This window comes from Bacillus sp. PK6-025, assembly GCF_056530265.1.
On the sequence record NZ_CP096509.1, the window covers coordinates 416,426 to 438,588 of the forward strand.

At 46.8% G+C, this 22,163-nt stretch carries 25 protein-coding genes and 1 pseudogene; 15 read left to right on the top strand and 11 right to left on the bottom strand.

Features of this window, described 5'->3' with window-relative positions:
- Positions 1-24: 24 nt before the first annotated feature.
- From M1D67_RS02120 to M1D67_RS02130, 3 genes are all read left to right on the top strand, one after another.
- On the top strand, positions 25-840 hold the full coding sequence (locus M1D67_RS02120) for an alpha/beta hydrolase (protein ID WP_020450112.1): 816 nt from the start codon (positions 25-27) through the stop codon (positions 838-840).
- Positions 841-880: 40 nt separating this feature from the next.
- Positions 881-1,195, top strand: a complete 315-nt coding sequence (locus M1D67_RS02125) for a helix-turn-helix domain-containing protein (protein ID WP_479831568.1) — start codon at positions 881-883, stop codon at positions 1,193-1,195.
- Positions 1,196-1,262: 67 nt separating this feature from the next.
- A complete protein-coding gene (locus tag M1D67_RS02130; protein WP_311179153.1) occupies positions 1,263-1,748 on the top strand; it encodes a GyrI-like domain-containing protein in 486 nt (161 codons plus the stop codon).
- A 52-nt stretch (positions 1,749-1,800) separates the two neighbouring features.
- On the opposite strand, the pseudogene M1D67_RS02135 reads toward M1D67_RS02130, so the two are convergent.
- Positions 1,801-2,439, bottom strand: a pseudogene (locus M1D67_RS02135) (YczE/YyaS/YitT family protein); the annotation flags it as partial.
- Between the two features lie 365 nt (positions 2,440-2,804).
- On the opposite strand from M1D67_RS02135, the gene M1D67_RS02140 reads away from it, so the two are divergent.
- Positions 2,805-2,993, top strand: coding sequence for a hypothetical protein (locus tag M1D67_RS02140; RefSeq protein ID WP_020450116.1), 189 nt, complete (start codon positions 2,805-2,807; stop codon positions 2,991-2,993).
- Positions 2,994-3,001: 8 nt separating this feature from the next.
- Here the strand turns inward: M1D67_RS02140 and M1D67_RS02145 are convergent, their stop codons facing one another.
- Positions 3,002-3,250 carry a hypothetical protein gene (locus M1D67_RS02145; protein WP_020450117.1) on the bottom strand — a complete coding sequence of 83 codons (249 nt, stop codon included), beginning with the start codon at positions 3,248-3,250 and terminating at the stop codon, positions 3,002-3,004.
- 237 nt (positions 3,251-3,487) lie between these two features.
- On the opposite strand from M1D67_RS02145, the gene M1D67_RS02150 reads away from it, so the two are divergent.
- The 4 genes from M1D67_RS02150 to M1D67_RS02165 all read left to right on the top strand — a co-directional run bounded on the left by M1D67_RS02150 (position 3,488) and on the right by M1D67_RS02165 (position 8,436).
- Positions 3,488-5,149 carry a pyridoxal phosphate-dependent decarboxylase family protein gene (locus tag M1D67_RS02150; RefSeq protein ID WP_050820856.1) on the top strand — a complete coding sequence of 554 codons (1,662 nt, stop codon included), beginning with the start codon at positions 3,488-3,490 and terminating at the stop codon, positions 5,147-5,149.
- 14 nt (positions 5,150-5,163) lie between these two features.
- On the top strand, positions 5,164-6,888 hold the full coding sequence (locus M1D67_RS02155) for a methyl-accepting chemotaxis protein (protein WP_020450119.1): 1,725 nt from the start codon (positions 5,164-5,166) through the stop codon (positions 6,886-6,888).
- Between the two features lie 384 nt (positions 6,889-7,272).
- Positions 7,273-7,926, top strand: a complete 654-nt coding sequence (locus tag M1D67_RS02160) for a TetR/AcrR family transcriptional regulator (protein ID WP_035337257.1) — start codon at positions 7,273-7,275, stop codon at positions 7,924-7,926.
- Positions 7,927-7,971: 45 nt separating this feature from the next.
- Complete coding sequence (locus M1D67_RS02165) at positions 7,972-8,436, top strand: hypothetical protein (protein ID WP_035337254.1); 465 nt, start codon at positions 7,972-7,974, stop codon at positions 8,434-8,436.
- A gap of 64 nt (positions 8,437-8,500) precedes the next feature.
- Here M1D67_RS02165 and M1D67_RS02170 read toward each other — a convergent pair whose 3' ends face one another.
- From M1D67_RS02170 to M1D67_RS02185, 4 genes are all read right to left on the bottom strand, one after another.
- Positions 8,501-9,244, bottom strand: a complete 744-nt coding sequence (locus M1D67_RS02170) for an amino acid ABC transporter ATP-binding protein (protein ID WP_003178866.1) — start codon at positions 9,242-9,244, stop codon at positions 8,501-8,503.
- A 15-nt stretch (positions 9,245-9,259) separates the two neighbouring features.
- The gene (locus M1D67_RS02175) at positions 9,260-9,964 is read right to left on the bottom strand and encodes an amino acid ABC transporter permease (protein WP_020450121.1); all 705 of its coding nucleotides are present in this window, start codon (positions 9,962-9,964) and stop codon (positions 9,260-9,262) included.
- Complete coding sequence (tcyA, locus tag M1D67_RS02180) at positions 9,951-10,757, bottom strand: cystine ABC transporter substrate-binding lipoprotein TcyA (RefSeq protein ID WP_020450122.1); 807 nt, start codon at positions 10,755-10,757, stop codon at positions 9,951-9,953. Before tcyA ends, M1D67_RS02175 begins: the two co-directional genes overlap by 14 nt.
- Positions 10,758-10,872: 115 nt before the next feature.
- A complete protein-coding gene (locus M1D67_RS02185) occupies positions 10,873-12,285 on the bottom strand; it encodes a sigma-54 interaction domain-containing protein (protein WP_023855659.1) in 1,413 nt (470 codons plus the stop codon).
- 242 nt (positions 12,286-12,527) lie between these two features.
- Between M1D67_RS02185 and M1D67_RS02190 the strand changes: the two genes are divergently transcribed.
- The 3 genes from M1D67_RS02190 (at position 12,528) to rocF (ending at position 16,233) form a co-directional block, all read left to right on the top strand.
- Positions 12,528-13,730, top strand: a complete 1,203-nt coding sequence (locus M1D67_RS02190; protein ID WP_479831569.1) for an ornithine--oxo-acid transaminase — start codon at positions 12,528-12,530, stop codon at positions 13,728-13,730.
- Positions 13,731-13,943: 213 nt separating this feature from the next.
- A complete protein-coding gene (locus M1D67_RS02195) occupies positions 13,944-15,347 on the top strand; it encodes an amino acid permease (protein ID WP_223254835.1) in 1,404 nt (467 codons plus the stop codon).
- A complete protein-coding gene (rocF, locus tag M1D67_RS02200) occupies positions 15,340-16,233 on the top strand; it encodes an arginase (RefSeq protein WP_020450126.1) in 894 nt (297 codons plus the stop codon). The genes M1D67_RS02195 and rocF overlap by 8 nt, the downstream gene beginning before the upstream one ends.
- A gap of 48 nt (positions 16,234-16,281) precedes the next feature.
- Here rocF and M1D67_RS02205 read toward each other — a convergent pair whose 3' ends face one another.
- Entirely contained in the window at positions 16,282-17,154 is an 873-nt protein-coding gene (locus M1D67_RS02205) for a LysR family transcriptional regulator (protein ID WP_224146471.1), read from the bottom strand.
- Positions 17,155-17,275: 121 nt separating this feature from the next.
- On the opposite strand from M1D67_RS02205, the gene M1D67_RS02210 reads away from it, so the two are divergent.
- Genes M1D67_RS02210 through M1D67_RS02225 form a run of 4 tightly spaced genes read left to right on the top strand, consistent with a single transcriptional unit; the run spans position 17,276 to position 19,998 of the window.
- A complete protein-coding gene (locus M1D67_RS02210) occupies positions 17,276-17,845 on the top strand; it encodes a non-oxidative hydroxyarylic acid decarboxylases subunit B (RefSeq protein WP_020450128.1) in 570 nt (189 codons plus the stop codon).
- A 13-nt stretch (positions 17,846-17,858) separates the two neighbouring features.
- The gene (locus M1D67_RS02215) at positions 17,859-19,280 is read left to right on the top strand and encodes a non-oxidative hydroxyarylic acid decarboxylases subunit C (protein WP_023855656.1); all 1,422 of its coding nucleotides are present in this window, start codon (positions 17,859-17,861) and stop codon (positions 19,278-19,280) included.
- A gap of 19 nt (positions 19,281-19,299) precedes the next feature.
- Positions 19,300-19,527, top strand: a complete 228-nt coding sequence (locus tag M1D67_RS02220; protein WP_020450130.1) for a non-oxidative hydroxyarylic acid decarboxylases subunit D — start codon at positions 19,300-19,302, stop codon at positions 19,525-19,527.
- 15 nt (positions 19,528-19,542) lie between these two features.
- The gene (locus tag M1D67_RS02225) at positions 19,543-19,998 is read left to right on the top strand and encodes a PNPOx family protein (protein ID WP_020450131.1); all 456 of its coding nucleotides are present in this window, start codon (positions 19,543-19,545) and stop codon (positions 19,996-19,998) included.
- 34 nt (positions 19,999-20,032) lie between these two features.
- On the opposite strand, the gene M1D67_RS02230 is transcribed toward M1D67_RS02225, so the two are convergent.
- Genes M1D67_RS02230 through M1D67_RS02245 form a run of 4 tightly spaced genes read right to left on the bottom strand, consistent with a single transcriptional unit; the run spans position 20,033 to position 22,052 of the window.
- Positions 20,033-20,479 (bottom strand): hypothetical protein, encoded by a 447-nt coding sequence (locus M1D67_RS02230; protein WP_020450132.1) that lies wholly within the window; start codon positions 20,477-20,479, stop codon positions 20,033-20,035.
- Positions 20,480-20,504: 25 nt separating this feature from the next.
- Positions 20,505-20,846 carry a hypothetical protein gene (locus M1D67_RS02235; RefSeq protein WP_020450133.1) on the bottom strand — a complete coding sequence of 114 codons (342 nt, stop codon included), beginning with the start codon at positions 20,844-20,846 and terminating at the stop codon, positions 20,505-20,507.
- A 58-nt stretch (positions 20,847-20,904) separates the two neighbouring features.
- Entirely contained in the window at positions 20,905-21,351 is a 447-nt protein-coding gene (locus M1D67_RS02240; protein WP_229129448.1) for a hypothetical protein, read from the bottom strand.
- Positions 21,352-21,371: 20 nt separating this feature from the next.
- Positions 21,372-22,052 (bottom strand): hypothetical protein, encoded by a 681-nt coding sequence (locus M1D67_RS02245; protein WP_145930094.1) that lies wholly within the window; start codon positions 22,050-22,052, stop codon positions 21,372-21,374.
- Between the last annotated feature and the right edge of the window lie 111 nt (positions 22,053-22,163).

The following is a 22,163-nucleotide window of genomic DNA, read 5'->3' on the forward strand; positions in this document are numbered from 1 at the left end:
AAACAGGCAGCAGGAAAGATAGGCATGATACCTGTGCAGAATGGAGTGATGAACATGATAGACGGAACATTGATAAAAGATACATACTTCGGGAGGGAGCTTTTGATCTATCTTCCTCCTTCATACGGAAGCAGTAATAACCGCTATCCCGTCCTATACGTACACGATCTGGGCGATTTGTTCGATCCGGCACACAGCGGCAGTTTGCCCTCAATCGAAAAGCTGTTTTCGAATCAGGAAGTGCCGGAATTGCTGCTGGTCGGAGTGGCTCCGAAAGACAGGGAAAGCGAATACACGCCTTTTCCCAAACCGCATTTGCTGCCGAATAAACGGGCGTACGGCGGGAAGGGCAACGAATATGCCGCTTTTTTGGCCAATCGGCTTAAGCCCTATATCGACAGGCGCTACCGAACAAATCCAAGCCGTGAACATACAGGAATCATCGGAAAGTCGTTCGGCGGATTGATCTCGGTTTACACGGCGTATTTAGCATCTAAGACATTTGGGAAAATCGGATCTTTGTCAGGGTCTTTCTGGTTTGAAGGAATGACCGAGTTTATGAAGAATAACCGCTTTGAAAATGAGCATCTGCGCATTTATATGGATGTTGGAAGCATGGAAGGAGCAGACAGGGATAATCTGCAGAAGGAGATGATACCGAGGACGAAGGAAGCCTTCAGCCTGTTAACCGAAAGCGCCGCCTTCGAAAAAGAACTGAAGTTTGTCATTGATGAAGGAGGCTCACATCGGCTTGAGAGGTTTGCGAAGCGTTTTCCGGAAGCCGTCAAATGGCTGTTCGGCTCCTGTCACAACAACGCACGGAATGACCGGAATTTCTGATTGGCATGAAGTATCGTTGTAAATGAGAGGAGCGGAAACAATGGACATTCTGAATCGTTTGGCTGAAAGCATCGATTATATTGAAAAGCATTTGGATCAGCCGCTGAAACACGAAGAAATCGCCCAAATCGCATACTGTTCGAACTTTCATTATCAGCGGATGTTCTACATGCTGACGGGTGTTACCCTTGCCGATTACATTCGGAAAAGAAGGCTGACAGTCGCCGCGCAGGAGCTGGCTGCTTCACATATAAAAGTGGTTGATGCTGCTTTTAAATACGGCTACAACACACCGGAATCATTTTCAGGAGGCATTCAGCCGCCTTCACGGTATCAGCCCTTCACAGGCCCGTGAAAAAGGCAGGACGCTCAGGGCATTTCCGCGTCTATCCTTTCATATTCAAATAAAGGGAGTGGAGGATATGAATTACAAGATTGTTGAAAAAGAACCGTTTCAGGTGATCGGCAAAGCGTTGGAGGTTACGGTGAAGGATGATCAAAACAAAAAGGACATTCCGGCTTTTTGGAACGAATTAAATCACAACGGCTTTACCGATTCTTTAAAGCCGGATATCGGCCCGCTCGGCTTCCTTGGCGTCTGCATGGATTTTAACGATCAAGCCGATACGTTCAATTATGTCATCGGGGTCGAAAAAACAACCGCCGATACGCCTGCCGGCTGTGTCGGAAAATCGATTCCCGCCGCAACTTGGGCCGTATTTGAGGCCATCGGTCCCGTCAATCCGGCTGTTCAAGCCACATGGGAAAGAATCTTCTCAGAATGGTTTCCGGCGACGGGCTATGAACTGGCGAACGCGCCGCAATTTGAAGCCTATCCTGAGGACGGGGATATTATGGCGCAAGACCATATCACCGAAATTTGGATACCGGTGGTAAAACAGAAATAATCTGAACGAGAAAAACGGATGAAACGCTCATCCGTTTTTTTTTCAGCGACATATGTACAGGCTTGGCAGCTCTGATGCGCCTTCCTGTCATAGCTGTTTTTAAAAGCTGTTTGGACTGAGGCAAAGAAAACCGCAAAATCAGGCCTGTTAAAATGGCGGTTAAAACAGTGCCGATGCCGATCGGCCCGCCGAGCAGCCAGCCGATCAGTAAAATCGTCAGCTCCATTCCGTTGCGGACCCACTGAACGTTCCAGCCCGTTTTCTCGGAAATCAAAAGCATCAGGGAGTCGCGCGGACCCGCACCAAGATCTGCCGACACATAAATGCCGACTCCGTAACCGATAAAAATGACGCCGATCACGAATACGACAGTGCTTGAAATATACGTTTCCGGGTCTGGAAGAATATAAGTAAAGAAATCTATAAAAATACCGATTAACAGCATATTAAGCACGGCGCCGATTTTCGGCCATGCTTTTGTAAATAAGGACGTTAAACCTACGATAACCGCCCCGACAATAATCGCCCATTGGCCGACTGTAAGGCCCAAAAGCATATACAACCCGTAGTGAAATGCATCCCAAGGACCGATGCCGAGCACTTTCCCTTCAATCGTAAGAGAAACCCCAAAAGACAAAACAATCAATCCGACAAAATAAAAAAGCCAGCGCAAAACAAGTTCCCGCTTCAATGGATTCCCCTCTTTTCAAAAAAACAATCGATTGTCATTGTATCACATTCTTCAGAACGGATAAATGCGGATTTCGGAATGCGGCTCTTCAATTTACATAATTATGATTATATTCCAATTGATGAAAATGATGTATGATAGCTGTAGAGATACATTTTCCATTGTGGAGGGGAGAAATTCAGAGTCTGATAAGGGTCCTGGACCCTTTTGTTTCTTTCGAGGAAGCATCATCTGCCAGTTCTATTCGACAGAGCCAATGGGCGAACCGAGCGCTTGGGCCGTTCTTGTAGGCTGGCTCTTTGCTGTCATTGCGGTTCAGCAGTTTGCAGGGAAAAAACAGCAGATGTTATGAAAAAAGGAGGGGAATGGCGTTGATTTTTTTAGTAAGGCTGATCTGTCTTTCCGTTTTAGCCTGTCTCGCACTGTTGCTTATATTGAACTATGCACCTTTTCTGGCGATGCCCGTTTGGATTGCTTTGATCATTGCCTTGATCGTCTGTCTGTATCTTGCCTTTAAAGAGGAAACGAAGGAATGGAGAAGACGAAAGCACTAAGTTTTTCTTCAGCGTTTTTTCTTGAATGAAAGAACATTTGCCAAAACGAAATAGATGATGGCCGTCCCGGACACAAACAAAAAAAATTCTTTCCACTCTCTTGCCGTCATGTATACAAAGCGGCAGATCTCGAGATGTTCATCCAAGTAAAAAGCCTGGGTATATGCGCTGACTATCATGCCGGTAAAGACGAATAGGCCGACCATATTGAGCAGCATTCTCATACTGAATGTTTTTTTCTCATTTTCTTGTTTCATTTTAAAGAAATCCTTTCCAATATGAATTTATCATTCTATTGTACGGAAATAGCGCTCAAATGTTTCGAAAACTTCTTAATATATCGTTAAGAAGTTTTTTTATTTAAAAGAAAATGTAAAAGATTAAACAATTTCATGAACTTTTTGAGCGAAGGCCTAAAAATATAGGAATATTATACCGATATGGCAAGTGAAAACTTTTTCCGAAATATTAAAGACAAGGCAGGAGAGAAAATCATGCAGCAACGCAATACACCGGATGTACAGAAATGGTTTCCGAGCGAGGACGGAAATGAAGCGAAAAGACATGAATTCCTATCATTGATTGAACAGCTGATCGAGGGAGTGGACGAGCTGAAAAATCCAGATCAGGTCAACCTTGGCGGCGAGAAGAACCGTGAGGGCTTCTTTTATGAAAAGCTGGTCGCAGAGAGCCGGATTCCGCACGAAGGTGCGCCGATGAAAGAGGTCAACGAAGAGCTGTTGAAGCTGTTGCACGGCCATCCGTATCATACCAAATACTTTTTCACAAACATTCTGCCGATGGCGAGCATCCCGGGGATATTAGGCATGCTTACGACGTTCATGGTCAATGGGAACAACCTGTGGGATGTGTACGGTCCAGCCGGAGCGGAGGCGGAAGTGAAAGTTACGGCGATGATGTCAAAGCTTGCGGGGTATGATGCCGAAACAAGCGGAGGCTACACGACGTGGGGAGGACAAGGTGCGGTATACAGCGGCCTCAGAATCGCGATTGCCAAAATGGCGCCGTCATCGCTGAAAGAAGGGGTTCCCGGCAATTTCTACGCGTTTTGTTCTGAAGCGGCTCATTACAGCTTGTATAAGTCAATGGAAGCCGCAGGACTCGGGAGCGATCATTTAATTAAAGTCAAAACAAATCTCGACCATTCCATGGATACGGAAGATTTGCGGGCGAAGCTTAGACAAGTCTGCGAAGCCGGGGGGATTCCCGTTTATATCGTAGCTACAACAGGAACGACAGATGCGATCGGCATCGATGATGTGAGCGCTGTCCGCCGTGCGGCTGAAGAAACGGCGAAAAGCTTCGGGCTGCCGGTTCCGCATATCCACGCCGATTCCGCCCTGGGAGGATTTTTTGCCTTTTTTAATGAGTACGATCTGAATGAGAACGCTTTATCCTTCAGTCCCGGTGTTCTTAGCATGATCAAGCCGATTCAGGAAAAAATGAGGCATCTGCACGCAGCCGATTCGCTTTGTTTTGATTTTCAGAAGCTCGGACAGACGCCTTATGTGACGAGCCTGTTTCTTGTGAAAGATCGCAATGACTTAAAACGGATCGATCTGGATCCTGATGAGACGCCGTATGTCGGCCACCGCGGCTATGGGGACTACCATACGGGCTACACGCTGGAATGTTCGCGCATGGCCAGTTCGATCAGTATGTACAGCGCGTTGATGGCATTTGGCTATGAAGGCTATCAAAAGCTGCTCGGACAGTTTCTTGAAGTCAACCTGCATTTTAGGGAACAGCTTTCTCAGCAGATTCCGGAGGCCGATATTGTGAACCCGGACAACTTCGGCATGTCTACGCTGTTTCGCATTTATCCTGAAGGTGCCCCTAGATTTGAAGACGAAATTTCGGGAGCATGCACCATTCAAGAGCTGGAAAGAAACAATGCACTCACTGAAAAACTATTTGAAAAGCTCGGAACAAAAAGGGACAAGATGTTTTTTGGCGATACGAAAAAGCACTTGCTTGTGAAATCCTGTGAAGGGACTGAGATACCGCTTTGCGTCAGCAAATTTTTCGTCATTTCTCCGTATACCATGCCTGAACATGTCCCGGGAATTATCGATTATTTAAAAGAAAATATTGAGGAAGTCTGCCGGGAGCATGGATCTCTCATGACAAATTAAAGGGGATATAGACGATGAAAACGTTGAAGAAAAAGCTAACAGAACACATTTCAGTCAAAATTATGATTGGCGTCGCCTTAGTGCTTTTAATCACGATCGCATCATTTTCAGCTGTGTTTACTTATATCAGCAAAGACTTGTCAGAGCAGCTGAGACAGCAGTTCCAAAACCGTCTTTATACCGATATTCATCTTGCTGAAAACCAAATCAAACGTCTGGACGGGAATCCGCTTGAAATCGATTCTGCGGACAATCCGCTTTACAAGCAGACAAAAATGGCTGTGGACAGCCTGAAAAAGAAAAACAATCTTGAAAATATCTATATCCTTTCCAATGAGGGCGGGAAGGAGCGGATTCTCGTGCTGTCGGATACGTCCGATGATTTCGGCACGGATTACAGTTTTTCTCCTGAAATGAAAGAAGCCTTAACGACAAACAAAGAGACGGTAAGCGACGTGTATGAGGATGAATACGGCATTCACCAGTCGATTTTTCAGCCGCTTGAGAACAGCTCCGGCGAAAAGGTGGGAATTTTGGGGATCGATCTTGATGCTTCCGTGATTCCGGCGACGGCTGCAAAAGCGAAGTGGTATACAATTGCGATCGCAGCATTTGTCTTGCTGCTCGGAATGGCCATGGCCTATTTTCTCGGTTCTTTTATCGCGAAGCCGATCAGGCAGCTGATGAAGGCATCAGAAAAAATTGCCGACGGCGATCTGTCGGCCGACATTTCTGTCAAGAGCCGTGATGAAGCCGGAAAGCTTGCCGAATCGTTCAAGCGGATGAGCGAAAATTTACAACAATTGATTGGGCAAATTTCAGCTTCCTCTGAAGAGGTATCTAAGACGAGTCTCCAGCTGAAAAATGTATCGGCTGAATCGAGCGAAAGCGCGGCCCAGGTGGCTGAATCGATGAACAGCATGAGCGAGGGGATCAACGAAGTGGTCTCGTCCGTTTCGGATTGCCACACATCGGCTGCCGAAATCGATCATCAGCTTACACACGTCACAGAAGAAGTGAACGAGATGAAGAACGTTGCCGAAGGCGTCAGCAAGGATTCCAAGACCGGACAGGAGCTTGTCGAAGAAACATTGCGGCAGACCCAGACGATTAAAAACGTGATGGAAGAGTCCAAACAAGCAGCAGCAGAGATGCAAAACCATACCGAAGAAATTGAAAAAGTCATCGGAATGATTTCCTCTATTGCCGAACAGACGAATTTGCTGGCGCTCAATGCTTCAATTGAAGCCGCCCGGGTCGGTGAAGAAGGCCAGGGCTTTGCTGTTGTAGCGGGAGAAGTCAGAAAGCTTTCTGAACGCTCGGCAGATGCCGCTTTATCCGTTTCCCAGCTTGTGGCGGGCACGCAGGAGAGCAGCCGGCTTGTCATGGAACGCATTCAGGAAGGAAACGCAGCGGTTGACAAAGGGCAAATATTAATCAACGGCACTTACGAGAACTTTTCAGGAATTTTTAAAGGGATCTCTCAATTTGCCGAACGGACCGATCAGTTGCTTCAGTCTTTGTTAAAAGTCGAAAAATCGTATCAAAACATTTCGGCTGCGATGGAACAGATTTCCGCCGTTACCGAAGAGCAGGCGGCAGGTTCTGAGGAAGTCGCGGCAGCAGCGGAGCAGCAAAGCGCCGGCATGCAGGAAATCGCATCGGCCATTCAGCAGCTCTCCGCTTTGTCGGAAGAATTGAATCAAGCGGCATCCAAGTTTAAACTGGCCGCAGAATAAAAAAGAACAGCCTGATCCAGAGAGATCAGGCTGTTTTGTTGTGTCGACAAACCTTTTTCAGTTTGAATAAATGAGGCGGCAAAAAATGAATAAATAAATCTTTGATTCAAGCGTTATTCGAACCGTTCAACTTCTTAACGGATTCCTAGGGAAGATGTAGAGGTTTTCTACTAGCAGAGACTTGACAATAAAGAGTTTAATTTCGTCGCGGTTGGGCGAGTTTTACTTATCAATCGGAAGCAGTGACGGTCGAGTTGATTCCTTTTACTACCGAAGCTACTAAACGCCCAAGAGACCGTAATGGTATTTCCTTTTGTTGACAGTTTCTCGATATTCTTTTATAATGTTGATTGACATGAATGTCAATGAAAAGAGGTTTTTTTCTTGTCACCACGTACAAAGGAACAGAATGAAGAAATTCGAAGACAGCGGAAACAGGAAATTTTACGAGCAGCCATCTTGGTGTATGCTGAAAAAGGGTACTCAGCTACCGAAATTGGCGATATTGCAGCACAGGCTCGCCTGGCGCGTGGGTTGGTGTATCACTATTTTAAGAACAAGCAAACCTTGTTCCGTGAATTGTATGAGGATATAATGGCCCAGACCAAGCAGAAGACGGTGTCTCACTTTCAGCAGGATAGGCCTCCTTTGGAATTATTAAGCGAGTATGCACGATTAGTATGCATGCAGGTTTTGAAGGAACCAGCCCTTTCACGTTTTTACATGAGAATCAGTCTAGACATTCATTTGCTGTATACCGAAGAACAGCTTTCTCCTTTTGAATGGGTAAAAGCATTTATTGAACCCATCGCTTCGGTCATTGAACAAGGCATGCAACAAGGTTCGATACGGCAAGGAAGTGTAAATCTTATGGCTATGCAATTCTGGGGAGCCATATCACAAGGTATGAACTACTTAGGGCAACTGCAGCAGGAGCAACAACAAAAAGGAACAGCAGAGCAAACAGAAAATCATCAGTTGATGACTGTTATAATGGAAGTTACAGAAACTGCTTTATCTATCGTAAGAGCAGAGTGAATTTTTTATTAACATTTGTGTAAGTCAAAAGAAAGGATGTGGATAATGACATTAGTAACGATAACACAAGCGGAGTTTGATACATTAAGCGATGAGAGGCTCGGATGGGTATGTGTTGAGTCTACCCTACTAAGTATTCGTGGAAAGGATGCCGCGGCAAAATCAGAAGCGATTACTAGTTTGAACAGGAGTCAGCAGGCCCTGTGCATGTTTAGGGTTTTCTATGACCATGCAAAGGACTCCGCCCAAGAGTTTTACTCCTGGGTGTCCTATTTATTGCAGGCACCGGGATATTGGACAGGTGTGACCGGGGCTTTGCGCTATTTCGGTGATGAAAACCTGTTGAAGCTACTCGAAGATACAAAGCAGGTTATTGAAATTAATGGGCACAATGCTGATACAATGAATGAGTTATACGAGCGGTTCCAAGGGATCGTTTCCGGCAGTCTGAAAAGAATTAGTTCTTTCATCCGGTCTAATCCACAGGACTTCGTCATTCTAGCAAAATAATTCGAGATTTGATTGAACGTAAAAAATGACAAACCCCTGATCTTGTCAGATCAGGGGGTCATGTTTATACAGGATTCAAAATCCGGTTTAAAAACTGTTTTGTTCGTTCTTCCTTAGGGGCTGAGAAAATTTGTTCAGGCGGACCCTGTTCGACGATGACGCCGCCGTCGATAAAGACGACTTCGTCTGCGACATCCTGCGCGAATTTGATTTCGTGGGTGACGACAACCATCGTCCAGCCCTCATTTGCAAGGTCTTTCATGACTTTCAGCACTTCACCGACCAGCTCGGGATCAAGCGCCGATGTGGGTTCGTCAAAAAGCATCAGTTCTGGCTTGATGGCCAGAGCGCGGGCGATCCCGACGCGCTGCTGCTGTCCCCCGGAAAGCTGGAATGGATAAAGGTCCATTTTGTCTTCTAGGCCGACCTTTTGCAGAAGCTGAACGGCTTCCTTTTTGACTTCTTCTTTATTGCGCTTTTGCACTTTTACCGGCCCTTCCATCACATTTTCAAGCACGGTGCGGTGCGGGAACAGGTGATAGGCCTGAAACACCATTCCCGACTTTCTCCGCAGTCGAAGGAGGTCAGCCGGTTTATTTTTCTTGGAAAAATCGATGGTAAAATCGTCAAAAGAAAGAATGCCGCGGTTCGGAATTTCCAAAGCGTTCAGGCAGCGAAGCAGCGTCGTCTTGCCGGAACCGGAAGGCCCTAAGATGGCGATCACTTTTCCTTTTTCGATGTTCAGGTCGATTTTTTTTAAGATCTCGTTTTCGCCGAAGGATTTATTCAGCCCTTTGATCGCAAGCATTGTCTATTTCCCTCCTTACCTGGCCACATACCGGTCCAATCGCCGTTCAATCTGCTGCTGAACAAGCGCGAGAACAAAGCAGATGATCCAATAGATGAATGCGGCTTCCATATAAATGATTAAAATTTGGTCTAGATTGCTGGCCCCGATTTCCTGGGCTTTCCGGAATAATTCAGCAACAAGAATTTGTGACGCAAGCGATGTGTCTTTAACCAAGCTGATGAATGTATTGGATAATGGCGGAATCGACACGCGTACAGCCTGCGGCAGGATGACCCTGGTAAGGGCCGTTTTTTGAGTCATTCCAATCGAATAAGCCGCTTCCCACTGCCCTTTCGGAACGGAAAGGATGGAAGCCCTGATGATTTCCGAAGCATATGCGCCGACATTTAATGAAAAGGCAATGATCGCGCTCGGAAACGGGTCAATCGTGATTTGAAATGCTGGAAACAAGTAAAAAATAATGAATAGCTGAACGAGCAGCGGCGTTCCGCGGATCGCTGAGACATAAATGCCGAAAACCGCTCTTAAAATGCGGGATTTGGACATTCTCGCCAGCGCCGTGATCAATGCGATGATCATACCGAATATAAAAGAGAGAATGGCAAGGGGAATCGAGTAATAGATTCCCCTTAAAAAGATCGGCCAAAATGATTCACGCACAAGATCCCAGGGGATCGCCGCGCCGATGGCCGCCGCTTGTATATTATTTAGAAACATCTTCGCCAAACCATTTCTTCGCTATTTTCGCGAGTGTGCCATCCTCTTTCATGTCTTTCAGCGCGGAGTTGACCTTGTCAACCAGCTCGCCGCTTCCTTTGCGGAAAGCAAAATGCGTAGTTTGCGGCTCGCCTGTTTCAAAAGCGACTTTCAGGTTTTTGTTTCCTGATGTCTTCAAATAGTTCAGCACCGCCAGTTTATCGTTAAAGGTGAGGTCGACACGGCCCTGCTGAATCAACTGAAACGCTTGAGCCATTCCTTCCACGCCTTCGATTTCAGCGCCGGCGTTTTTCGCAAGGTCATTATAGTTGCTTGTCAAAGATTGTGCAGCTTTTTTCCCTTTGACGTCCCCTTCAGCTTTTATATCGTTGTTGTCCGCTTTTGTGACAACGACGGCTTGGGAAGTTGTATATGAATCGGAAAAATCATACTGATTTTCACGGTCTTTTTTCCCGACTTGGTTGGCAACGACGTCAAAACGCTTGGAGTTGAGGCCGGCAAACATGCTGTCCCACTGCGTTTCTTTAAATTCAGCTTTCAGGTTGAGGCGCTTGGCGACTTCCTGCATCACTTCGACATCATAACCTGTTAATTGATCTGTTTTTTTATCGTGGAATGTAAATGGTTCGTACGTTCCTTCAGTACCGACGGTCAAAACGCCTTTATCTTTAATTGAAGACCAGAGGCTGTCGCCTGCTGCGTTTTTATCCTTGGAATTGTCCCCTGACGCGCCGCATGCGGCCATCACGGTGATCAACAGCGTCAGTAATACAGCGAATATTGCTTTCTTCATTTTATTCCCCACTTTTCTGATTGGATTTAGTTGATATGATTGTACTTAACGGTCTTACAAAAGTAAAGCATAAACCTTTTTTAGTATGAGTCAAGAAATTCGTTTTTAGTGATAATCATTCTGATTCCTGATCAAAACGGATCTTCCATTTTTTAAGCCTGTATTGCAGGCTCTGCCTGCTGATCCCCAGAACCCGCGCCGCTTGGGACACATTGTAATTGCATTTTTTAACGGTTTTTTGAATATAATATTTTTCGGCATTCTCGATTTGTTCCTTCAAAGGAGCTGCCGAGACGGAAGGAAGCGGGGCGAACAGATCATAGCCCTGCTGCGGCAGCTGCTTTTTTGCCGCTGGTTTTGTCCTGTATTGCAATGGAAGGTGCGTGAGCTCGAGTTTGTCTTCGTAAGACATCAAATTCATGGCGCCTTCAATTAAATGTTCAAGTTCTCTGACGTTTCCCGGCCAATCATATGAAAGCAGAAACCGCTGCACCTCTTCTTCAAAACCTTTGACCTCCATTTGGAACAATGCGTTGTATTTGTCGATAAAATGCTGGGTGAGCGGCATGATATCTTCCTTTCGATCTTTTAATGGAGGAATGAACAAGGTGACGACACTCAGCCTGTAATACAAATCTTTTCGAAGTCTTTGCCCGCTGACCGCGTCGACTGGATCTTCGTTCATCGTCGCGATGATCCTGACATCGATCGGAGTATCCTTCGAAGCGCCGATCCGCCTGATCGTTTTTTCTTGAATCGCGCGCAAAAGCTTTGCCTGCAAGCTGAAGTCCAAAGAATTGATCTCGTCAAGGAGAAGTGTGCCGCCGTCTGCTTGTTCGAAAAGACCCGGGCGATCGACGGCACCCGTGAATGCGCCTTTGGCCGTGCCGAATAAAAGGCCTTCAACGAGGCTTTCCGGGAGGGCTGCGCAGTTTTGTGAGATGAATGGGCCAGTCGACCGCTGGCTTCCGTTATGTATACTTTGGGCGAACAGTTCTTTTCCGGTTCCGGTGTCGCCGACAATGAGAATGGAGGAAGAGGTCCGGGTCGCCCGCTTTGCATGTTCAATGACTTCCTTGAACGCCGGGCTGACGCCGATCAGACTGTCAAACGTATACTTTGTGTTTTCTGTTTTGTTCATATTTTCTCTGATCAGCCGTTCAAGCTTTGTGACATCTTTGGCAATCTCAACCGCTCCTTTCGTATTCCCGTTTTCCATAATGGGAAACGTATGATTGACGGTCGTAATTTCCTGGCCCTTGTTATTGAAGTAGGTCTGCTTGACGTTTTTGTTCGTTTTCCCGTGATGCAGCGCCTGCAGGAGAGTGCTGTCATATTGGCTGGCAAAGGTAAACACGTCCAGCACGTTTTTGCCGAGCACATCGTTGACATCCATCCCTTCAATCTGGCTCATTTTTTTGTTATAGACAACAGATGTGCCGTTTTCGTCGACGACATGCAAGCCGATATCGATTTCATCTATAATTCTTTGAAAAATAAGCTTGAGTAAATCATAATTCTTCAGCAAGTGACATCCCCCTTTGTTCGTAACTGTCTCTCCATTGTAAGTGAAGATTTGATAAGGGTGCAAAAAAATATGCATTTATTTTTGCACCTTTGAATAAAAACCGCAAAATTTTTTGCGAATTATACATGCAATGTTCTGAAAATTTGCGGTTTTAAGATTGGCACGATCCTTGCATATAAAATAGTGTGAAACAAAATACGACATCTGGCATGTATGTCCAAAAATAAGAAGGAGGAATCAGAATGACGGTTCTATCAAAGTCCGAGAAAATTATGAAGCTAACCGCACATTTTGGCGCGAATAACTATCATCCTCTGCCGATCGTGATTTCTGAAGCGGAAGGCGCGTGGGTGAAAGATCCGGAAGGCAACCGATACATGGATATGCTGAGCGCTTATTCCGCAGTGAATCAAGGGCACAGGCATCCGAAAATCATCCAGGCGTTAAAAGATCAGGCCGACAAAATCACCTTGACGTCGAGAGCTTTTCACAATGACCAGCTCGGTCCTTTCTATGAAAAGGTCGCTTCATTAACGGGGAAAGATATGGTTCTGCCGATGAACACCGGAGCGGAAGCGGTTGAGTCCGCGATTAAAGCAGCCCGGCGCTGGGCTTATGATGTAAAAGGCGTTCCGGACAATAAGGCTGAAATTATCGCATGTGTAGGCAATTTTCACGGCCGGACGATGCTGGCTGTGTCGCTTTCATCAGAAGAAGAGTATAAACGCGGTTTCGGGCCGATGCTTCCTGGCATCAAGCTGATTCCATACGGGGATCTGGAGGCGCTGAAACAGGCGATCACACCGAATACGGCCGCTTTCTTAATTGAGCCGATTCAGGGTGAAGCGGGTATTGTCATTCCGCCGGAAGGCTTTTTGAAACAGGCTGCAGAAGTCTGTAAAGAACGCAATGTCTTGTTTATCGCTGACGAAATACAGTCAGGGCTTGCGCGAACAGGCAAAATGTTCGCCTCTGATTGGGAGGATGTCACACCGGACATGTACATTTTAGGAAAAGCGCTCGGAGGCGGCGTGTTCCCAATATCGTGTATTGCTGCAAACAGGGATGTGCTTGGCGTGTTTAATCCCGGCTCACACGGGTCGACTTTCGGAGGGAACCCGCTTGCATGCGCCGTATCGATCGCCGCCCTTGAAGTGTTGGAAGATGAGCGGCTCGCTGAACGGTCGCTGGAGCTCGGAGAATATTTTAAAGAGAAGCTCTCGCAAATCGATAATCCAAAAATCAAAGAAGTGCGCGGCAGAGGGCTGTTCATCGGGGTTGAGCTGACCGAGGCGGCGCGTCCGTATTGCGAGCGTTTGAAAGAAGAAGGCCTGCTCTGCAAAGAAACGCATGAAACGGTGATTCGCTTTGCGCCTCCTCTTGTTATTTCAAATGAGGATTTGGATTGGGCGATTGAAAAGATTACCCGTGTTTTGTCGAAGTAAAGCGGACGGCTGAACAATAAGGGGATTGTTCAGCCCGTTTTTTCGCCGCATGTGCGAAGTTTGTCAAAAATTGAAATATCAGGAAAATGTTCAGAAGATTTAAAAAATAGTCTATATGTCATAGGGGGAGATGACATTAGGGAGAATGGAGACGGAAGGGGTGAAGGCGGTTTGAACCATGAAAACCGTGAACAATATACACTGAAAAGAACGATGAAATCACGCCATTTGTTTATGATCTCGCTTGGCGGCGTCATCGGAACCGGCTTTTTTCTTGGAACAGGATATACGATCAATGAAGCCGGGCCGATCGGCGCGATTCTTTCTTATTTAGCGGGCGGAATGATCATGTATTTTACGATGCTTTGCCTCGGGGAGCTCGCAGTGGCAATGCCGGTTTCAGGCTCTTTTCAGACGTACGCGACAAAATTTATCGGGCCTGCCACAGGATTTGCCGTCGGCTGGATCTACTGGCTCGGCTGGTCGGTTACGGTTGCTTTGGAATTTCTGTCGGCGGGGCAGCTGATGAAAAGGTGGTTTCCCGATGTCGGCGTCTGGATATGGTGTTTGATTTTCGGTCTGCTGCTTTTTTCGCTTAACGCGCTATCGGCGAAAGCCTTCGGGGAATCGGAATTTTGGCTGTCCGGCATTAAAATTATCGTCATCCTTCTGTTTATTATCCTCGGCGGAGGCGCGATGTTCGGATTTATCGATATGAAAGACGGACAGGCTGCACCGTTCTTTTCCAATCTGATTGGAGACGGAATTTTTCCAAACGGATTCGGCGCGATCTTTATCACGATGATCACCGTCAACTTTGCCTTTCAAGGGACAGAGCTGATCGGGATCGCGGCGGGGGAAAGCGAAAATCCGGAAAAAACGGTGCCCCGCTCCATCAAACAGACGGTCTGGCGGACACTCGTGTTTTTCGGCCTGTCCGTATTTGTCCTGGCGGGGTTGATTCCATGGGAAAAAGCGGGGGTTGTTGAAAGCCCGTTCGTTGTCGTATTTGAACAAATTGGCATTCCGTATGCCGCCGATCTGATGAACTTTGTTATTTTAATTGCTTTATTATCGGTGGCGAATTCGGGTTTGTACGCATCGACGAGGATGCTTTACTCCCTTGCGAAAGAAGGAATGGCCGCTCAGGCTTTAAGCCGGGTCAATAAAAGAGGGATCCCGATGAATGCGCTGTGGATCACGCTCGGTTTTGCGGGTTTGTCCCTCGTCTCAAGCGTAGTTGCCGCGGAAACGCTCTACATCTGGCTTCTGTCTCTAGCCGGTTTAAGCGCACAAGTCGGCTGGATCACGATTACGGTATCACAGCTGCTATTTCGCAGAAGATATGTTAAAGAAGGCGGTAAGGTTGAAGACTTGAAATTTAAAACGCCTCTTTACCCTTATTTGCCGCTGACGGGATTTATTTTAAACAGCGCCGTCCTTGTGAGCCTTGCCTTTGATTCAGAGCAGAGGATGGCATTGTACTGCGGGATTTTGTTCATGTCGGCCTGCTACTTTGTTTATCACGTATTTGTGAAAAAACGCCAGGGTCTTGAGCGACAAGAAGCATTGATCTATCAAAACAAAACAAACGATGAGGTGGTTATTGATGAATAAGCAAGTTTCTCTGATTGGAATGCCGATGGACTTGGGACAGGCGCGGCGCGGTGTGGATATGGGACCGAGCGCGATTCGCTACGCTCATATCGTGGAACGTCTGACCGAGCTTGGCTATGATATCGATGATCTGGGCGATGTGCCGATCAATCGCGATCAGCCAAAAGGAGACGAAGGGCTGAAAAATTTAGTTTCCGTACTCGAAGGAAACCGCAAGCTGGCTGATATCGTCGACAATGTCATCGAGCAGCGCCGCTTCCCGCTCGTGTTGGGCGGAGACCACAGCATAGCCATCGGGACATTGGCGGGGGTAGCCAAGCATTATCAACAACTCGGCGTGATTTGGTATGACGCACACGGCGACTTAAATACGCTGGAGACATCGCCGTCAGGCAACATCCACGGTATGCCGCTGGCGGTAAGTCTCGGTGTCGGCCACGAAAAGCTGGTCAACCTTCACGGCTATACGCCGAAAGTCAAGCCGGAGCATGTCGTCATCATTGGTGCGCGCTCGCTTGATGAAGGAGAGCGCAAATATATCCGTGAAACCGGCATGAAAGTCTACACCATGCACGAAATCGACAGGCTTGGCATGACGAAGGTGATAGAGGAAACGATCGAGTATCTGTCAGCAAATTGCGACGGCATTCATCTGAGCCTCGATCTGGACGGTCTTGATCCGAGCGACGCTCCGGGAGTCGGCACCCCTGTCGTCGGAGGCATCAGCTACAGGGAAAGCCATTTGGCGATGGAAATGCTTTATGACGCAGATATCATTACTTCTGCCGAGTTTGTTGAAGTCAACCCGATACTTGATCATAAAAATAAAACCGGTGAGGCGGCCGTCGAACTGATCGAATCGCTGTTAGGGAAGAAGCTGCTATAACCAATGAAAAGGAGAAGGCATCGGCATGATGCCTTTTCTTTTTTGTTATCAAAATAAAGCCAAAAACTCTCTTACGGGCTTCGGCAGAAAACTGCCGGCCCGCCAAACGACAGATGGCTGCAGAATAAACGGATTGTCTTGAATCTCCAATGTCTGAACATGACGCGCAAAATGCGCCGGCAGCATGGACAGCGGCAGAATCGTTGCTCCGAATCCCGAGGTGACAAGGCTGAGGAGCGTTGTAGAATCATGGCACTCACAGACGACACTCGGCTCAAGGTCCAATGAGTGAAAGTGATGGACGACCTCATCATAAATCCCTTTTCCGTGCGACGGTCTGAGCAGAATCAGCGGCAGACCGGCAATTTCTTTCATTCCGGCTTCCCCTTTTAAGCCATACGACTGATTCCCCGGAAGAACGAGCTTGCATGGGACCTCCGGCAGGCTCTTTGCTTCGATATTTTTGCTGTGGAAAGGCGTTGTCGTGACCGCCGCATCGATCTGCCGGTTTTCCAAGAGCCCGCTCAGCCGTGAAGGCTCACCTTCCCAAATGTTAAACATTAAATTCGGGTACATTTCCCTGATCTTCGAGACTTTTGAGAGCAATAGAGCCGCACAGTAAATCGTTGAACCGACGGCAAGGGTTCCGTTGACTTCTTCACGCAGCTCCCGAACCTCCAAGATGGAATCCTCAAGCTTGTGCAGGATTTCTTTTGCTCTTTTCAAAAACACTTCTCCTTCATAGGTCAGCGTCAGGTTTTTCTTTTTGTTCCGGTCAAATAAAACGACTCCGAGCTCCTCTTCCATCTGCTTCAACTGTCTGGAGAGGGGCGGCTGGGCGATATGAAGCCGTTTCGCCGCCGTTGTAATCTTTCCTTCCTGTGCGATCGTAACAAAGTACTTTAACTGGCGAATATCCATTTTCTCGGCACTCCTTTTTATACCTTTAAAGTATTATATATAGATTTAACAGATATTTTCAATATGGTAAATAGAGGCGTATCATTTTAACTGAAGCACCAAGAGGGAAAGGGGGGCGCATATGAACATCATCGTCGGAATTACGGGCGCGACCGGCGCGATATTTGGCGTGCGGATGCTGGAGTGGCTGAAGAAAACCGACGCAGAGACACACCTAGTCATCTCTCCGTGGGCAGCGGCAACGATTCTGCACGAAACGGGATATACGATGAAAGACGTAGAAAAGCTCGCATCTTTTACGTATTCCCACAAAGACCAGGCGGCCCGCATTTCAAGCGGTTCCTTTCAAACGGACGGAATGATTGTCGCACCGTGCAGCATGAAGACGTTGGCGGGCATTCGCACCGGTATGGCGGATAACCTGTTGACCCGTTCGGCGGACGTCATGCTGAAGGAACGGAAAAAGCTTGTGCTGTTAACAAGGGAGACGCCGCTGAACCAGATTCATCTTGAAAACATGCTTGAGCTGACAAAAATGGGCGCGGTGATCCTGCCGCCGATGCCGGCTTTTTATAATCATCCCCAAAATCTGACCGAAATGGTCGACCATATCGTATTCCGGACGCTGGACCAATTTGGAATCCATCTGTCTGAAGCGAAGCGCTGGGAAGGAATGAAACAGAAGAAATAAGGAGGATAACAGAATGGCTTATCAAGATTTTAGAGATTTTTTAAACACGCTGAAAAAAGAAGGACAGCTTCTTGAAGTTCAGGAAGAGGTGAAGCCGGAACCCGATTTGGGTGCCGCTGCACGCGCCGCCAATAACCTCGGAGACAAATCACCCGCTCTTTTATTCAACAACATTTACGGCTATAACAATGCCCAAATCGCCCTGAATGTCATCGGCTCCTGGCCGAACCACGCATTAATGCTCGGCCTTCCGAAAGACACGCCGGTCAAAGAACAGTTCTTTGAATTCGCACGCCGCTATGATCAATTTCCTGTAAAAGTGCAAAGAGAGGAGACAGCGCCGTTTCACGAAAACGACATCACAGAAGACATCAACCTGTTTGACATTTTGCCGCTCTTCCGCATCAATCAGGGCGACGGCGGCTTTTATTTAGACAAGGCATGCGTCATTTCCAGAGATGTCGAGGATCCGGAACACTTCGGCAAACAAAACGTCGGCATGTACAGACTGCAGGTAAAAGGAAAAGACCGTCTCGGCATTCAGCCCGTCCCGCAGCATGATATTGCAATCCACCTGCGTCAGGCTGAAGAGCGCGGCGAAAACCTGCCTGTCACGATTGCGCTCGGCTGCGAACCGGTCATTGCAACGGCGGCATCCACACCGCTCTTATACGATCAATCAGAATACGAAATGGCAGGGGCCTTGCAAGGTGAACCTTATAAAATCGTCAAATCAAAACTGTCTAACTTAGATATCCCATGGGGCGCGGAAGTGGTTCTCGAAGGTGAGATCCTGGCGGGCGAACGCGAGTATGAAGGCCCGTTCGGCGAGTTTACCGGCCACTATTCAGGCGGAAGAAGCATGCCGATCATCAAAATCAAGCGCGTCTGCCACCGCAACAACCCGATTTTTGAACACCTCTATTTAGGCATGCCTTGGACTGAGGTTGACTACATGGTCGGCATTAATACATGTGTGCCGCTTTACCAGCAGCTAAAAGAGGCCTATCCGAATGAAATTGTCGCGGTAAACGCGATGTATACACACGGCTTGATCGCCATTGTCTCAACGAAAAGCCGCTACGGCGGATTCGCCAAAGCTGTCGGTATGCGCGCGCTGACGACGCCGCACGGCCTCGGCTACTGCAAAATGGTGATCCTCGTTGACGAAGACGTCGATCCGTTTAATCTCCCGCAAGTGATGTGGGCCATTTCAACGAAAATGCATCCAAAACACGATGCAGTCATTATCCCGGATTTATCCGTTCTGGCGCTTGACCCGGGTTCTGAACCGGCGGGAATCACCCACAAAATGATCTTGGACGCGACAACACCTGTGGCCCCGGAAACAAGAGGACACTATTCACAACCGCTCGATTCCCCTATAGGAACGAAAGAGTGGGAAGCGAAACTAATGAATCTGCTAAATCAATAAAAGAGGAGAGTGTTTCATCATGCATACATGTCCGCGCTGCGAATTAAAAAAAGCGGAAACCGTCAGCAAGTCACCCGTTGAAGGAGCCTGGGAAGTTTATCAATGTCAGCACTGCTTTTTCACTTGGAGATCATCGGAGCCGGAGACGATCACAAATCCTGAAAAATACAATCCGGCCTTTAAAATCGACCCTTCTGAAGTCGAAACAGCCGTACAAGTGCCAGCGGTTCCAGATCGGAAAATCTAAAGGGAGGCATCCGGCATGGCTCAGCTATCAAACGAATTATTTCAGCTGTTAAACGGAGAGAAACTCGCCGGAAAGCGGCGCGAAGCGATGATGCTCCAGACCGTCACAGAAGAAGGCTGGCCGCACACAGCGATGATCAGCGCCGGTGAAATCCTCGCCTTGAACAAAACCGACATCCGCCTGGCTCTCTGGCAAGGCACAACGACAACCGCGAACATCGCGAGAACAGGCCGGGCGCTCTTCGTCACTTGCTGGAAAGGCAAAGCACATTATGTGCGGCTGTCTTTAAAAAAACTGCCCGAATTAAAAGACGCCAAACACCCGAGAGCGCGCTTCGCCGGCACCGTCGAAGCAGCCCGGGAAGATATCGCAAAATACGCCGATATCATCTCCGGCGTTCAGATTGAGCTGAAGGATGAAGCGGCGGTTTTGCGGCGGTGGGAAGAGACGCTGGAGGAGCTGAGGAACTGAAGAAAAGGACCATGGCGAACCATGGTCCTTTCAATTATTTCTGCAGCATCTTATTCGTCACTTTATAAGCCAAGGTACAGCCAATTGTAATGAAAATAATCGCGATCGAAAGGATCACGAGCTTTTCAGCAACGGTATATATCGACATGGGAATAATAACAGCGCAGACGGAAAACACGCCGCCAAAATAAACAAACAGGATCAGCGGCTTTTTGTATTTTTTCCAAATCACTTGATTAATCCCGTTTCTTTCGGGGTCTGCCGGATGTTTGCGGTCTTCATCTTTCATCAGTTTATTTAGCAACACATAAATGAGAAATGCGAATAAAGTTGCCGAGAAAATATTAAAACAGAGGATAAACAGCTTTTCTCCCAGACTCATCACCGGATTCAGAACAGAGCTGAGAACGGAGCCGCAAACGAAAAACAGGTAGACGGATAAGATAGCTTTGTTTCTTGGTTTTTGTAGAAATTTAGACATTCGGATCTCTCCAATCGTAAATGATTTAAACGCTGAAAATGAGATGGATCAGAAAAGAAAAAATATAAAAGATGATGATGCTTAAAATGCCTCTGCCCAGAAGATAGAGGGCGAAATACAGTTTTCTCAGGAACCAGTTGTATTTTAATAGCCGATTGTAAACAAAGTAACCGGTGCCGACAAGAAGAAAAACGAATGTATTTGTGATTTTATGGGACCATTTTTCAGGTTTTAAAAAGATCATTTTTTCATATTCAATGATCATGTGACTCGCAATGATTAAAAAACCCAAACTGTAAGCGAAATGAGCGGCCAACATACCGGCGATGAAATATTCGGTATATTCAACAAAAGTTTCTGGTGACATCATTACTCCTTTATGAATGGCGGACTCCAGCGTTTTTTTTTCTGCTAAAAAAAGCTTCTCATTCTTCGTCAGGCATTCTTTCCAAACAAGACCGGTTCAGCATTTGATTCGCCGCTTGATAAACAGTAAAAAAGCCGCCAGATATCACGGCAAACAAAATTGCAAACACGCCGGATTTCCAAGCGAGTGAGAGTTCGGGCATGAAAAACACGGATGTTCCCACAATCAGGATGCCGACGAAGTAGAAAGAGAGCGTGAACGGTTTTCTGTATTTCTTCCAAAAGATTTTCGCGACGATGTTGCATCGGGGCGCGCTTTGATCTTTCTTCGGCTTATTTATGAATACATAAGTGATGAAGGCGAATAAAGAAATTGAAACGAACATAAAGCCGATGACGGCAAGCTTTTCCTTCCAGTTCATTGAAGGTTTGACAAGGCCGGTCAAAATAATGATTGCTGCAAGTAGGGAATAAACTGAGAGAATGATTTTATTTCTGCCTTTCAAACATGACCTCTCCTTGTGCCTTAAATCCTATGCTGTCTGATGATATCTTGATTCGCTTTGATGAAGAAGTATTTGTGGATGAATTTGACCCCCATCATAGAAAATAAACAAGCCATAAGCAGATAGACGGTACTCATCAACAAATAAACGGCAGACTCGGAAACTCGCAAAACGGCATGACTTATTACAAAACCGCCTGCCGGAACAGCTGCCAGGAGCATCCTTGTCGGAGCTGCTGTCTCCCTTTTGCCTTTTTTAGAATCAGGGAAAACAACCAAATAATACCGAATGATGAGGAAAATAACGGCGGCATAAATGAATAATGACAGACTGATCAATGGTAAATGAAAACCGATGGCAGAACCCATCATTTTTTGCGCCGTGATCAACTGGCAATATGACGTACCGCTGAATGATACGCCCATAAAGCGAACATATTGAAGGTGATGATGATATCCGGTCATGCTTTTGGTATTCATGATGATCATCCATATATTGATCAGGATAGCAATAGGAACAGCGGCGAATGTGAAAAAATCTGCTTTGTTCACCAGCACAGGTAATATGCTTAAAATATCCAGCATCAACACGATAAAACACGCCATTCCCCATTTCGTTTCCCGGCTGATGGGAGCTGTCAAATGAGACTGAATATTGGTAGGTAAATCTTTGTATAGTATAGTATCTTTCAATTTAAGCAAGCTGTCTTTCCTCCGGTGTTGAAAATGAACATAAGAGAAAGCATCCCGGGAGAGATGCTTTCGGAAAACATTTACTTATTAGTGTGATTGATTAATAATTGTACAATGTTT

Coding starts and splice junctions, on each gene's coding strand:
- M1D67_RS02120 (WP_020450112.1), top strand. CDS start 25: ATGATACCTGTGCAGAATGGAGTGATGAACATGATAGACGGAACATTG.
- M1D67_RS02125 (WP_479831568.1), top strand. CDS start 881: ATGGACATTCTGAATCGTTTGGCTGAAAGCATCGATTATATTGAAAAG.
- M1D67_RS02130 (WP_311179153.1), top strand. CDS start 1,263: ATGAATTACAAGATTGTTGAAAAAGAACCGTTTCAGGTGATCGGCAAA.
- M1D67_RS02140 (WP_020450116.1), top strand. CDS start 2,805: ATGGCGTTGATTTTTTTAGTAAGGCTGATCTGTCTTTCCGTTTTAGCC.
- M1D67_RS02145 (WP_020450117.1), bottom strand. CDS start 3,250: ATGAAACAAGAAAATGAGAAAAAAACATTCAGTATGAGAATGCTGCTC.
- M1D67_RS02150 (WP_050820856.1), top strand. CDS start 3,488: ATGCAGCAACGCAATACACCGGATGTACAGAAATGGTTTCCGAGCGAG.
- M1D67_RS02155 (WP_020450119.1), top strand. CDS start 5,164: ATGAAAACGTTGAAGAAAAAGCTAACAGAACACATTTCAGTCAAAATT.
- M1D67_RS02165 (WP_035337254.1), top strand. CDS start 7,972: ATGACATTAGTAACGATAACACAAGCGGAGTTTGATACATTAAGCGAT.
- M1D67_RS02170 (WP_003178866.1), bottom strand. CDS start 9,244: ATGCTTGCGATCAAAGGGCTGAATAAATCCTTCGGCGAAAACGAGATC.
- M1D67_RS02175 (WP_020450121.1), bottom strand. CDS start 9,964: ATGTTTCTAAATAATATACAAGCGGCGGCCATCGGCGCGGCGATCCCC.
- tcyA (WP_020450122.1), bottom strand. CDS start 10,757: ATGAAGAAAGCAATATTCGCTGTATTACTGACGCTGTTGATCACCGTG.
- M1D67_RS02190 (WP_479831569.1), top strand. CDS start 12,528: ATGACGGTTCTATCAAAGTCCGAGAAAATTATGAAGCTAACCGCACAT.
- M1D67_RS02195 (WP_223254835.1), top strand. CDS start 13,944: ATGAAATCACGCCATTTGTTTATGATCTCGCTTGGCGGCGTCATCGGA.
- rocF (WP_020450126.1), top strand. CDS start 15,340: ATGAATAAGCAAGTTTCTCTGATTGGAATGCCGATGGACTTGGGACAG.
- M1D67_RS02205 (WP_224146471.1), bottom strand. CDS start 17,154: ATGGATATTCGCCAGTTAAAGTACTTTGTTACGATCGCACAGGAAGGA.
- M1D67_RS02210 (WP_020450128.1), top strand. CDS start 17,276: ATGAACATCATCGTCGGAATTACGGGCGCGACCGGCGCGATATTTGGC.
- M1D67_RS02215 (WP_023855656.1), top strand. CDS start 17,859: ATGGCTTATCAAGATTTTAGAGATTTTTTAAACACGCTGAAAAAAGAA.
- M1D67_RS02220 (WP_020450130.1), top strand. CDS start 19,300: ATGCATACATGTCCGCGCTGCGAATTAAAAAAAGCGGAAACCGTCAGC.
- M1D67_RS02225 (WP_020450131.1), top strand. CDS start 19,543: ATGGCTCAGCTATCAAACGAATTATTTCAGCTGTTAAACGGAGAGAAA.
- M1D67_RS02230 (WP_020450132.1), bottom strand. CDS start 20,479: ATGTCTAAATTTCTACAAAAACCAAGAAACAAAGCTATCTTATCCGTC.
- M1D67_RS02235 (WP_020450133.1), bottom strand. CDS start 20,846: ATGTCACCAGAAACTTTTGTTGAATATACCGAATATTTCATCGCCGGT.